The sequence below is a fragment of the Cellvibrio sp. OA-2007 genome (genome assembly GCF_000953825.1).
Lineage (GTDB): Bacteria > Pseudomonadota > Gammaproteobacteria > Pseudomonadales > Cellvibrionaceae > Cellvibrio.
In genome coordinates this window covers 127,568-140,081 of record NZ_BBUL01000087.1, presented here as the reverse complement: position 1 = coordinate 140,081, position 12,514 = coordinate 127,568, and the positions used below count along the sequence as shown (strand labels likewise).

Here is a 12,514-nt window from a genome sequence, read left to right as displayed (position 1 = left end):
TGAGCAAGGTAGAAGGAGTGTCACCTGCATTAATCGAAAGAGCAGGAGTAGGAAGCCACTACCTAAACTCGGCGCGCCAGTCTTCGACTCTACCGAATGCTGACCCTATCATTTACAAACCCAAAGTGATTCTACTTTGAGTTTGTGTTTTCCGTTCATTCCCCAAACCACCAATCCGGCAATAGTTTTTGAATGTTGGGTTGGTGGTAGCGTTCATCTAGCAGCCATACATATCCTTCATCTGTGGTTGTGCGAATCACTCTTCCGGCGGCTTGGATGACTTTTTGAATGCCTGGGTAGGTGTAGGTGAAGTCGTATCCTTGGCCGAATTGATCTTGCATCACCGTACGTAGGTGTTCATTAATGGGATTGATTTGGGGCAGGCCGAGGGTGGCGATGAAGACGCCTTTTAGTGAGTCACCTGCCAGATCTATTCCTTCGCTAAATGCGCCGCCTAATACGGCTAAACCTAATAAATTATTTTGCTGATTGAATTGGGTGATAAAAAGCTCCCGGTCTTGTTCGCTCATGCGCCGCGACTGAACCACGAGTTGAATATTTGAGAGAAGCAGCTGTTTGCGTAGTTCTTTTTCTGCTTGCTGTAAAAAATCATAACTGGAAAAAAAGGCCAAGGCATTGCCGGGTGTTTCATGTAATTGTTGAAGGATAATCTCGCTCAGCGGGCGAATCGCGGTGGCGCGGTCTTTGTAGCGGGTTGATAAGCCGGTGGCGATTTTCACTTCCAGTTGATTGCTGTTAAATGGCGATGGGACTTTTACTTGCACCGTGTTGTCGGGCAGGCCGAGCAAGGTTTGGTAGTATTCGTTTGGGTGCAATGTGGCTGAAAAGAAACAGGCGCAGTGGGCGAAGCTGAGCCTTGCGGCTAATTGATGGGCGGGAATTAAATTGCGTAGAGTGAGTATTTCTTCTTTGCTGCCCAGACCGTGTAGATCGACACAAAAATCCTGATCAAAAATATCCACAATGCGCTGGTAATTTAACGCGGCATAGAAAAACTCTTGCGTCAGGCTTTCTTGTATCGGGTGATCCGGGTTTTGTTGCAAAAACTCAATATAACGAGTGCAGAAATCCTCTAACGCCATGCCCAGTTTTTCTGGCAATACTTCCAGCCTTATATAGTTATCGGGTGTGGCGGGAATTGTTTTGAGTAACGACAACCATGCTTTGTTGATTTTATCCAACAGCTTTTTAACGGCGGCGGGCGCAGATTTTTTGGCGATAAGTAAATCGGCGCGATGTAGTTCAGCGGTATACATACCCCGGCCGCGATCGATAAGGTTGTGGCTTTCATCGACCAATAGACTGGGCTTCCAATCAAACTCATTGGTGAGTGCCAGCAGCAGTGGTGTGCCATCGAAATAATAATTCACATCGGCGACAACTATATCGACCCAGCGCGCCATTTCCATTCCCAAATAAAACGGACAGATGGTAAATTCTTGCGCAAGTTGTTGCAGTGCGTGTTTGTCTAAAATTGGAACAGCCAAAGCAGCTTGGCGCGCCGCTTGTAATTTGGTGTAGAAATCCAGCGCGTAGGGGCAGGAGTCCCCGCGACATTTTTTATCGGGTTCCAGGCAGGATTTTTCTTGCGCGGTTAATTCCAGCGTGCGCAGCGGCACTGTCTGGCTTTTATCGCTGGCGATCAAGGCAATATTTTCCAACGCTAATTGTTTACCCGTGGTTTTGGCGGTGAGATAAAAAATTTTATCCACGGGCGTGCGCGGCATGGCTTTAAGTGTTGGAAAAAGTGCAGCAAGTGTTTTTCCGGTGCCGGTGGGTGCCTCTGCCATGACGACACGACCGGTCGCGGCCGCTTTGTATACGGCTTCTGCCATTAGTCGCTGCGCGGCGTGCATATTGCCGTAGGGAAATTGCAACTGTTCCAACCATGTATAGAGTTGGTGTTGGCGCTGCATTAGTTGCTTGTGCCACGCGCAATACTGTTCTGCCAGTTGTTCAAAATAATCTTTGAGTTCGGTTGCTGCCCAGGTTTCCTCCAATGGGTATTCCTGTTCATCTGCCAGCTCAAAATAAATCAGCGCTAAATTGATTTCGTCGCAACCGTGTTGTGCGCAATAAAGCCAGCCATAACACTTCGCCTGTGCCCAATGCAGCTCGCGGTGATTATCGGGAATGCGCTCAACATCGCCATAAAAGGTTTTTATTTCTTCTATGCAGTGGCGGTTGGGGTCGTATCCATCGGCGCGACCGCGAAAGGTAATGTCGCCATAGGTAAGGCTCAAACTGACTTCTGTTTGATAAACGCTGTGGCGTTTTCCGGTCACTTTTTTGTGGCCTTCGATACCTTCTTGCCCGCTCGGTGCTGGCGTAAAACGCCGGTCAAGGCTGCCGCGTTTTGCAGCAAATTCCACTAGCGTCCGTATCGCAACCGTTTTGGGTTTACTGCCAACTGACATAACAGACCTCGGCCGGAATACCCTGTGCAGCGAAGTAATCCAGCCAGCGTTGTTGATTGTCTTGAATGCGATCCCCCGGGCCTTTTACCTCGATCATGCGATAGGATTTTTGCGCGGGATAAAACTGGATAAGATCCGGCAGGCCACTGCGGTTATTTTTTATATCAAACAGGAAGCGCTTAAAAATCAGCGATAGATGATGTGCCGGAATTGAATGCAGCGCTATATCGAGTAAATCGCTGGTGATAAACGACCAATTAACAAAATGATTGGCGATGCCGTGTTTTTCTTTCCAAATCTGGCGAATGTGATGGCAATATTCATCGCTTTCCAGTGTTGCCCAGAGCGCATTTATACCTGGGCGCTTAATAACAAAATCTTCTTGATACATATCCAATGGCGCGGCCTGAAATGGATTGGCAAAAGCCCCCTCAGTACTGCGAAACATTTCCGGCCACAGCCACAAACCAAATAATCCGCTGAATAATGCATTTTCGGCATAGAGGCAGGGCGCGCTGTCGCTATCGAGCGAGCGGCGTACAATTTCTTCAACACGTATCGCGCTCCCTTGTTCATCGATGAGTTTCGGCAATTGCAGCTGCTGCATGCGAATACTTGCGGGCGCAGGTTTTGTCATCTTGAGGCTGATTTTTTTGGCCAGACGCGGAGCCATGCGCTGCGCTACTTGTAGCTCCTGCTCATCCAATGGTTGCTCAAGTAATTGGGTTAATAGCGTCCAGGCATGGGTGTATTTTTCTTGTTTTTCCAATAAGCGAATTCGCCGTTCCCGTGCCGGCGGTAAATGACTTTGCTCGTAAAGTTGCAAGGCGAGCGTATATTCATTGTTGCGTTCCAATGCGTAGGCCAGTTGATTGCACAATTTGGCGCGTCGCCGCTGCAATTTTTCACTGTCGCAGTGCGCGGGTATTTGTGCAGCAAGTGCGATCAGGCTTTCGCTGTGCGGTGCTATATCAAGTTGCTCGCGCAATTGCACCAGATGTTGATATTGATCCAACTCAGTGCGGCTTTTGAAGATGCGATACTGCTGGTCGATAATGTAATTTTCGTAGCGAAATACACCTAAATCCTGCAGTACAAATTCAGTCAGATCTTGATAGGCGTTGCCAAAAAATAACAACAACAAGGTGCGGATAATGCGCTGGTTATCCAAATACCAGGCAGTGCCAAATTGATTGTGGGTCCAATCCTGCCAGCGGCGCGGTTCAGTAAAGTGGCTGGCAATAGTCTGTATAAGCACATCTTTGCGCGCTTGTTTTAAACCCGCCAGCTGCTCGCCAAACAGCAACAGTAATTCCGGTTTGGTCAGGCTGTTACACAGCACATCCAGTGCAATGGGGGTTTCTGTTTGTAGCAGCTTTGCGTCAAGTAGTTGTTGTGCAGCCAGATCAAGCGATGCAATCTCGCTGTAGTCTAATTTATCGCGCCGAAATAACGGGCCTTTACGGCTGGATAACCTTACCAACAAGCACTGTGCATCATGGTCAAGCTGATTAAATTGTTGGATAAAATGTTGCTCATCAACATTGAGCAAATCAGCATAGCGCTCATCTACCCAATCCAATAAAAAGCGAAAGTTTTTGAGGTAGTAATCCGGCGCGAGATCGGGGGCTAAATTATTCATTCGCTAATGCATCTAAAAATACGACATCGTCTTTGTTGCGCGCATTGTTCACAGCGCTTGCAACTGGTCGTGCGCGCAGCAACAGACTGGTGCCTGCTAAATTTTCGATTAGAGCTCTGTGATCTTGCTGCGGGTCTAACCATTGTCGTGCTTGCGCTGCTGTCAGCGATAGCGGCATCCGGTCGTGTATCGGGGCAAAGGCTGCATCTGCCGCTTGGGTGATAATTGCGCAGCTCATGAGTTGTTCTTGCCAAATATCCCACACGGCGGCGAGCAGTAGTGGTTGATCGCCCGCGTCTATGTAATAGGGTTGTTTGTTTTTTCCGTCGCGCTGCCATTCGATGAACCCTGCAGCAGGCACTATGCAGCGACGATGTTGAACCGGCCCACGAAAGGAGGGCGCGCTGAGAATAGTTTCAATACGTGCATTAAACATCGCAAATTTTTGATTGGGTTCTTCTTTGCTCCAGTGGGGATGTAGCCACCAGCGCACCTGGCTGACTCTGAGCCCCGTGGTCGTGTGGTGAATGATGGGAATGGCTTCGGTAGGTGCGACATTATTGAGTAGTGGCAGGGTAACGCCGAGTATGCCAAGCATTTCAAGCAGTTTTTCCAGCTCGGTAACGGGCTTAATAAAAAGGCGTCCGCACATAATGAACTCCACGCGATGATCTATTGTGCTGTTGTGTTGTGGCGGGGGTAACTTACTACAACTGCTCTGGATTGAAAGCATTTGGCAGCGCGTGAGCGATGCATTAGCGCAAATTCGTCTAATGCATTTGCTTGACGTCTTATTGGTTGTTGCAAGTATACTGTACGCATAAACAGTATGTGAGCAATTATCCGTCATGAAACTGATTCCCACCGATCCCAATGCGACAAGCCTGGAGCAATTGCTTTGCCGGGGCGATATTTGGCGCGGGCAGTCGCATCAGACCCCCTTGCGGTTGGTGGTGAATAGTGGATACGCCCAGCTCAATGACAGGCTGGTGGGTGGTGGTTGGCCAGTGGCAAGTTTGATTGAGGTGTGCCAGCGTGCAACCAGCCATGCCGAGTGGCAACTGCTAATGCCTGCACTCCTGGCTAACCAGCGGGGTTTGGTGGTACTGCTTAATCCACCGGCGAACCCCTTTGCCCAGGCGTTGCTCAAGGCGGGAATGGATCTTGAGCGATTGTTAATAGTGGAGGCGAAAGACAAGGCGGACTTTCTCTCCAGCTTTATCGAGCTTGCGCGTTCAGATGCCTGCGATGCGGTGATGGCCTGGCAGCCCCACCAGGCGCTGAGTTATACCGAGCTGCGCAAATGCGCGCTCGCCGCAACCGAGGGGCAGGGTATTTATGTGCTCTTTCGGCCAGATGCTGTTCGCGATCAAAGTTCACCGGCGGTGGTGCGCCTGAGCCTTCAGTGGCAGTTGGAGCAGTTGTCAGTCAGCATCTTTAAACAAAAAGGAGAATTGGTTGCTGACAAAGGTGCAATTGATTTACCGCTTCCCGCTGCGTGGAAGGGGTTGTTGCCGCATCAGCAATTGGATCAGCAGGGCAAAAGCAAACCCAGAATTGCGAGTGTCACGCCAATTCATGGCGGGCGACGCGGTCGTCGTTGAGGTGGTGGTTTGTGACCAAATCTACCTCATCTCCCCAAGCTGCACGGCGGTTGTGGTTGGCATTGCGTCTACCGGATTTACCGGCTCACGCGCTGAATCTGGCTATAGATTCGCCTGAGCCATTGGTGGTGAATGACAAGCGCGGATTGTATTGGATGAATTCTGCCGCTGCAGTGGCAGGTCTTCAGCTTGATATGAACCCTACCACTGCCCAGCTGCTGACAGGTTGTGTATTGCATGAACGCGATAACAACAAAGAACAGATGTGTCTCGCACAGTTAGCAGAGAGTATGTATCAATTCAGCCCCTACATAGAAACCTACTGCAGTAAACATGAGCCGCAGTCTGGTTTGCTGTTGGAAATTGCAAGTTGTTTGCGATTGTTCGGCGGCGCGCAAGCGCTCAGCAATAAAATCGAGCAATTTTTTACCCAACTTTTTACGCAACGAAAGATGACTCTTGCGATGGGATTGGCGCATTCCCAAGCCGCTGCCTGGCTGCTGTCGTTTGTGCATTATCCCATCGACGACACGAGTGACAGAGCGGATTTTATCGAACGCTTAAAGCGGTTGCCGATTGATTTCCTGCATGATTTTCCCAAGCAAGTGGATGCCTTGGAAAAAACCGGCTTTGTGACCTTGGGTGATATAGCCCGGCACATTGAAGTTCAGAGTATCAGCAGTTTTAAAAAACGGTTTGGCCAGACGTTTGCTGACTACCTGTGTGACCTGTTTGGTATTGATCAGGATTTTCAGCAGCGTTCGCTGTTTGAAAAACCGGTAACCCATTTCAAACCCAAGGAGTTTTTTACCGGGCAATTGCAATTTGATTATCCGCTGCATCAAATTGATCAATTACAGCAGCCCATGGAATCGCTGCTACAGCAATTGGCCGGGTATTTACAGAGTCGGCAATTACAAACACAACACATTGAGTGGGCGCTCTCGGATATTTATCGCAATCAAAACACATTGCAAATTTATGCGGACTCACCGCAGAGCCAATGGCAATTGCTATTTGATCTTTCATTGATTCAATTGGAAAACCGCGATCTGCCTTTTGAGGTCGATACCCTGACACTTTCTTGTCGTGACTCTCTGCCTCTGCAAGGCCGCACTCATGCGCTCGATTTTGAGCCGGGGCGAAAAATCAATCGCCAGAGTTTTTCAATCACGGCAGCAAAATTAAAGGCGCGTTTGGGTGATGCTTCTGTCTACAAGCTCAGTTATCAGGATGGATATTTGCCCCGTGACACCAATCAAAAAATTTCACTAACGCAAACCTGCCAACAGGCTCTGCCGGATATTCACCAGCGTGCGCAACGCCCAGCGTGGTTATTGGATGAGCCTGTAATCATTGAAGTGCGCAGGCAGGGCCTTTATTGGCGCGGCAGAATTACGTTGATTGCAGGCCCGGAGCGTATCCAGGGCAATTGGTGGCGCGAGCCAAGTGCGCGGGATTATTTTATTGGGTTGCGGCAAGATCAACAGCGGCTGTGGTTATTTTGGGATTTGCACAAACAACAATGGTTTGTGCAGGGCATTTTTTCCTGATTGAAAAAGCTAAAAGCAAAAAAGAGAAAGTTCCATGCGTTACGCCCAGCTATTCACCACCACAAACTTCACTTTTTTGACGGGCGCATCACACCCGCCGGAAATGGTTTATCAGGCCGCCGAATTGGGTTATGAGGCAATCGCCATAACCGATGAGTGTTCCCTTGCCGGTATAGTCAAAGCGTTTGTCGCTGCGGAAGAGTTAGATTTTAAATTAATCGTCGGCAGCCGCTTTAAACTCACCAATGGCATGCAGCTTATTGCTATTGCACCCAGCCGCATGGCTTACGCGGAACTTTCCGGCTTTATCACGCTGGCCCGGCGGCGCTCACCTAAAGGTGAATATGAAGCGCATTTTGAGGATTTGCGATTTCGCTTGCAGCATTGCCTCATTATTTGGCTTGGCTATTTGGAAGCCGGTGGTGTTGCACCTGACGCTGTTATAGATCAATTATCCAAAGCATTCCGGGAGCGCTTGTGGATTGGTATTGATCATCAATGGAGCGGGGGAGAGCAAGAACAATTTTCAATATGGTTGGAACTGAGCCGTAAAAAAAATATCCCTTTGGTTGCCTGCCCGCAAGCGCTCATGCATGTGCGCGAGCGTAAGCCTTTACAAGATATTCTGACCGCCATTCGCCACTCCATTCCTGTTCATGAATTGGGCACCTTGTTAGAACCCAATGCAGAAGCCTATTTGAAATCCGTCGATCATTTAATGCAGCTCTACCCGGATGTATTGCTTGAGCAAACCACTGAAATTTCTGACTTGTGTCATTTCTCACTCAGTGAATTGCAATATCAATATCCTTTGGAGTTGGTGCCCGAAAATTCTACGCCTATTCAACATCTTCGCACCTTGGTCAATGAAGGCAAGCAGCAGCGTTGGCCAGAGGGAGTGCCCGCATTTGTCGAAGAGTTATTGGAGAAAGAGCTGCTTCTGATTGAAGAGGTGCGCTACGAATATTACTTTCTCACCGTATATGATCTGGTGCGATATGCACGCTCCAAACAGATCCTTTGTCAGGGGCGCGGTTCGGCGGCAAATTCTGTGGTGTGTTATTGCCTGTTTGTCACTGAAATTGCACCTGGCCAGATCAATGTGCTGTTCGAGCGTTTTATCTCCAAAGAGCGGGATGAGCCACCGGATATCGATATCGATTTTGAACATCAACGGCGCGAGGAAGTGATTCAGTATATTTATGAAAAATACGGACGCGAGCGCGCTGCTATAGCCGCTACAGTTATTACCTATCGTTCGCGCAGTGCTGTGCGCGATGTAGGTAAAGCATTGGGAATGGATGCCTCGTTGGTTGATCATCTTGCAAAAAATATTGCCTGGTGGGATAGGTCAACTGATCTGCCCGCGCGAGTTGCATTCGCCGGTCTGCAAACACAACAAAAAACCTTGCAATTATTTTTTAAATTAGTTGAACAGATTTTAGGTTTTCCACGGCATTTGTCGCAACACGTCGGTGGTTTTGTTATATCGCAAAACAAGGTGAGTGACCTGGTTCCCGTTGAAAATGCCAGCATGCCAGATCGCACACTCATTCAGTGGGATAAAGAAGATTTGGAATCCATGCGTTTATTAAAAGTGGATGTACTTGCGCTGGGAATGCTGACGGCTTTACGGAAGATGCTCGATTATATTCACACCTATAATCCAGGTATTAACTCGCTTGCTGATATTCCACGAGAAGATTCCGCGACCTACGATATGTTGTGTAGCGGCGATAGTCTCGGTGTATTTCAAATCGAATCACGTGCGCAAATGGCAATGCTGCCGCGATTACAGCCGCGCTGTTTTTATGATTTGGTGATCGAGATTGCAATAGTGCGCCCCGGTCCGATTCAGGGTGACATGGTGCATCCCTTTTTGCGCCGTCGCAGTGGTGAGGAGCAAGTTACTTATCCGAGTGAAGCGATAAAAGCGGTATTGGAACCTACGCTGGGTGTGCCTATTTTTCAGGAGCAAGTCATGCGCCTTTCGATGGTGGCTGCTGGCTTCTCGGGTGGCGAGGCCGATCAATTGCGAAGGGCTATGACGAGCTGGGGCAAGAACAGCAAATTATTATTATTCGAACAAAAATTTATTCAGGGCTTATTAAATAACGGCTACAGCGCGGAATTCGCTCACCGCTTATTTGAGCAAGTAAAAGGTTTTGGCGGCTATGGATTTCCAGAATCCCACTCCGCCAGTTTTGCGCTTTTGTGTTACGCCTCCTCCTGGCTTAAATGTCATCATCCTGCAGCATTTTATTGTGCATTGCTAAATAGTCAGCCCATGGGTTTTTATTCGCCGTCACAACTAATTCAGGATGCGCGCCGTCATCATGTGCAGATTATGCCGGTGGATATCAATAACAGTGATTATGAAAATGCTCTGGAGTTAGACGGGCAGCAACACTGGGGAATTCGTTTAGGTTTTCGCGAGGTGAAGTCTCTTGATGCCGATAGTGCACAGCAAATAGAGCATTGGCGTGGCAATAACGAATTTACATCGCTCGACGATGTGGCGCAGCGAACAGAATTAACCGCTAATGATTTACAGCTACTGGCATCGGCTGATGCGCTCAAAACCTTAAGTGGAAATCGCCATCAAGCTCGTTGGCGCGCAGCGGCAATTCAACCCTATTCAGAATTGCTTGATAAAAGCAGCCGCTCTGTTGTTGACGATCTGTTGACCGAAGCTCCTACGCAAGAAAAAGATATTCTGGATGACTACCGTACACTTGGTCTAACACTGCGCGAACACCCAATGGCACTTTTGCGCAATCAACCACCTTTTGATAAATGCACACCTTACGCGCAGCTTGTTAATTTGCGACACAAAGGTTTTGTGCGTGTTGCAGGTTTGGTTACTGGTCATCAGCGCCCTGGCACTGCCAACGGGACATTGTTTCTGACACTGGAAGATGAGACAGGCAATATCAATGTCATTGTGTGGAGGGGAACCCAGGAAACCTACCGCAAGGTATTGCTCACCTCAAAATTATTATTGATCAAAGGAACAGTAGAAATTGCAACTGAGCATGTGGCAGCACCAGTGGTGCATGTTATTGCTGGGCAGTTACATGACTACAGCAATGTGTTGCGCGGCCTATCGGTAAAGGCGAGAAGCTTTAAGTAATTGTGGACAATAGTCTATTAAGACAAGTGTTTGTCATGCGAGGGCATTGATTAACCTTGCTTGTCTTCCCCGCATTTGGCAGATTGGCCCCCTAACTATTTAGCTAGGGGGCGGAATGATTTATTTAATTCTCGGGATGGTGTTGCTGTTCACGGTATCTATTTTTTTATTAGGTGCTAAAAGTCACAAGCGTACTGCTTACATAACCGCCTACCAATTTCCACGCTACATACAAGAAAAGCTTGGGCAAAAGCACCCGCATCTTAATCCGGCTCAATTATCAGTTGTGCAAAAAGGGATGCGGCAATATTTTTTAATGTGTCTTAATGCCAACAAGCGCATGGTGGCCATGCCATCACAAGTCGTTGACGATTATTGGCATGAATTCATTTTGAATACCAAGGCCTATCGCGAATTTTGCAGAAGCGCTTTCGGGCGTTATTTGGATCATGTACCTGCAGAAGCCATGAGGAATAGAACGCGTGCGCAGGATGGCATCAAGCGTGCGTGGCGATTGGCGTGCACACTGGAGCATATCAATCCCCAAAATCCCACACGATTGCCACTGATTTTTGTGCTGGATTCGCTACTGTCTATTGCTGATGGTTTTCGTTACTCGTTGGATTGCGAGAAAAAAGGTGAGGATTCTGGTGGCGGCTATTGTGCGAGTCACATTGGTTGTGGCGGTGGGTGTAGTGGTTCAAGCGGTGGTTGTGGGAGTGATGGAGGAGGTTGTGGCGGCGGAGGCGACTAGGTTAAGAATAAAGTTGTGTTTACGGCTAGAGGTTTTGCTAAATGCTTACAAGTTTTGTTTGTTTTAAAAGAGAGAATTTTTGCAGAAGGGATTGGGGTGGCTGATGGGGCTCGAACCCACGACCACTGGAATCACAATCCAGGGCTCTACCAACTGAGCTACAGCCACCGTAGCGAGAACAAACAACACATCCATATGTGTGGGATTGGATCCCAGTAGAAAATTATCAAGTGAGGAGCGGGCGAGTTAGTAATTGCCCAAATGGCGCACCCGGCAGGATTCGAACCTGCGACCACCCGCTTAGAAGGCGGGTGCTCTATCCAGCTGAGCTACGGGCACATACTGGATCAAACCTTCGCAGGTTCGATGAAAAAATGGTCGGAGTGGAGGGATTCGAACCCCCGACATTCTGCTCCCAAAACAGACGCGCTACCGGGCTGCGCTACACTCCGACGACTTAAAACTGACTGCGTTTCAAGTGGTGCGCATATTAACGGTGAGTTGCAGTATCGTCAACGAAAAAAACACAACAAAATAAAATATTTAGCTCGTTTAGTTAAATTCTGGTCAGCTTGTACAAGTGCTGTTCAAGTTGGCTGCTGGAGCACTAATTCATGCTTTAGATATTTGTGCTAAAGATATCCACCTACATTTTTCCACCGTAGCTAGCTCCGTAGAAAACAATTCGTATATACCGGTTATTGGTATGTCAGGCTGATATTGTCTATTGTCGCTATGCTTTAGATGTGAACATCTTCGGAATCTGCTGCTGCATTTGTGCCTAAGTCTTTGTTGAGGCTTGTGTGTCTGACATCAGCTGGTCAGAATAAGCAGCTATCGTTTGGGAGAGTTTATGCAAAACAATAATTTAGCTGTTTCGATGAAGTTGGGAATGCGCCGATTGGCTTCTGGTGTATGTGTGTTATCGACGATGCTACCTGGCAATCAACGTTTTGCTATGACAGTTTCTTCTGTTACCTCTGTCTCTGACTCTCCTGCATCCTTGTTGGTGTGTATTAATCAATTAGTTTCTCAGCAGGGACATTTGGCAACTTTGGGCAGTCAATTTGCCGTGAATGTCCTTTCTACCTCTCATCAGGATGTCTCTAATATTTGTGCCGGGCGTGAACCCACTCGAGATCGTTTTGATGTCGGTCATTGGGAGGAGGACGATACTGGTTTGCCGGTTCTCGCTGATGCCCAAGCTGTGTTTGTTTGCCAAACCGATCAGGTAACTACCTACGGAACCCATAAAATTATCATCGGGGTGATTCATAAGGTGATCCTCAATGGTTCAGATGTGGATCCATTGCTCTATGCAGATGGCAGTTATGGTGCATTTGCGCGTCAATAGGTTGAATTTTATTTATTCTATTGGTGCAGCTTGGCG

General features: G+C 48.2%; 8 protein-coding genes and 3 tRNA genes. 5 read left to right on the top strand and 6 right to left on the bottom strand.

All coding sequences use genetic code 11. From position 1 onward, the window contains the following. Positions 1 to 155 precede the first annotated feature (155 nt). The 3 genes from AWU77_RS09310 to AWU77_RS09300 are packed head-to-tail and all read right to left on the bottom strand — an operon-like array spanning position 156 to position 4,732. Positions 156 to 2,438, bottom strand: coding sequence for an ATP-dependent DNA helicase (locus AWU77_RS09310; protein WP_062062160.1), 2,283 nt, complete (start codon positions 2,436 to 2,438; stop codon positions 156 to 158). Beyond that, positions 2,422 to 4,080, bottom strand: a complete 1,659-nt coding sequence (locus tag AWU77_RS09305; RefSeq protein WP_062062157.1) for a VRR-NUC domain-containing protein — start codon at positions 4,078 to 4,080, stop codon at positions 2,422 to 2,424. Before AWU77_RS09305 ends, AWU77_RS09310 begins: the two co-directional genes overlap by 17 nt. Beyond that, a complete protein-coding gene (locus AWU77_RS09300; RefSeq protein ID WP_084618232.1) occupies positions 4,073 to 4,732 on the bottom strand; it encodes an SOS response-associated peptidase in 660 nt (219 codons plus the stop codon). The genes AWU77_RS09305 and AWU77_RS09300 overlap by 8 nt, the downstream gene beginning before the upstream one ends. Positions 4,733 to 4,928: 196 nt before the next feature. On the opposite strand from AWU77_RS09300, the gene imuA reads away from it, so the two are divergent. The 4 genes from imuA to AWU77_RS09280 all read left to right on the top strand — a co-directional run bounded on the left by imuA (position 4,929) and on the right by AWU77_RS09280 (position 11,124). Beyond that, the gene (imuA, locus tag AWU77_RS09295) at positions 4,929 to 5,684 is read left to right on the top strand and encodes a translesion DNA synthesis-associated protein ImuA (RefSeq protein WP_062062154.1); all 756 of its coding nucleotides are present in this window, start codon (positions 4,929 to 4,931) and stop codon (positions 5,682 to 5,684) included. Positions 5,685 to 5,695: 11 nt separating this feature from the next. Further along, positions 5,696 to 7,237, top strand: coding sequence for a DNA polymerase Y family protein (locus tag AWU77_RS09290; RefSeq protein WP_062062151.1), 1,542 nt, complete (start codon positions 5,696 to 5,698; stop codon positions 7,235 to 7,237). Positions 7,238 to 7,271: 34 nt separating this feature from the next. Then, the gene (locus AWU77_RS09285; protein ID WP_062062147.1) at positions 7,272 to 10,370 is read left to right on the top strand and encodes an error-prone DNA polymerase; all 3,099 of its coding nucleotides are present in this window, start codon (positions 7,272 to 7,274) and stop codon (positions 10,368 to 10,370) included. 115 nt (positions 10,371 to 10,485) lie between these two features. Next, entirely contained in the window at positions 10,486 to 11,124 is a 639-nt protein-coding gene (locus tag AWU77_RS09280) for a hypothetical protein (protein WP_062062144.1), read from the top strand. A 92-nt stretch (positions 11,125 to 11,216) separates the two neighbouring features. On the opposite strand, the gene AWU77_RS09275 is transcribed toward AWU77_RS09280, so the two are convergent. The 3 genes from AWU77_RS09275 to AWU77_RS09265 form a co-directional block, all read right to left on the bottom strand. Then, a tRNA-His gene (locus AWU77_RS09275) sits at positions 11,217 to 11,292 on the bottom strand. A gap of 94 nt (positions 11,293 to 11,386) precedes the next feature. Beyond that, positions 11,387 to 11,463, bottom strand: a tRNA-Arg gene (locus tag AWU77_RS09270). Between the two features lie 36 nt (positions 11,464 to 11,499). Further along, positions 11,500 to 11,576 (bottom strand) — tRNA-Pro (locus AWU77_RS09265). A gap of 401 nt (positions 11,577 to 11,977) precedes the next feature. Between AWU77_RS09265 and AWU77_RS09260 the strand changes: the two genes are divergently transcribed. Continuing rightward, positions 11,978 to 12,478: a flavin reductase family protein gene (locus AWU77_RS09260; RefSeq protein WP_062062141.1), complete on the top strand. Its 501-nt coding sequence runs from the start codon at positions 11,978 to 11,980 to the stop codon at positions 12,476 to 12,478. Positions 12,479 to 12,514: the final 36 nt, after the last annotated feature.

Coding starts and splice junctions, on each gene's coding strand:
- AWU77_RS09310 (WP_062062160.1), bottom strand. CDS start 2,438: ATGTCAGTTGGCAGTAAACCCAAAACGGTTGCGATACGGACGCTAGTG.
- AWU77_RS09305 (WP_062062157.1), bottom strand. CDS start 4,080: ATGAATAATTTAGCCCCCGATCTCGCGCCGGATTACTACCTCAAAAAC.
- AWU77_RS09300 (WP_084618232.1), bottom strand. CDS start 4,732: ATGTGCGGACGCCTTTTTATTAAGCCCGTTACCGAGCTGGAAAAACTG.
- imuA (WP_062062154.1), top strand. CDS start 4,929: ATGAAACTGATTCCCACCGATCCCAATGCGACAAGCCTGGAGCAATTG.
- AWU77_RS09285 (WP_062062147.1), top strand. CDS start 7,272: ATGCGTTACGCCCAGCTATTCACCACCACAAACTTCACTTTTTTGACG.
- AWU77_RS09280 (WP_062062144.1), top strand. CDS start 10,486: ATGATTTATTTAATTCTCGGGATGGTGTTGCTGTTCACGGTATCTATT.
- AWU77_RS09260 (WP_062062141.1), top strand. CDS start 11,978: ATGCAAAACAATAATTTAGCTGTTTCGATGAAGTTGGGAATGCGCCGA.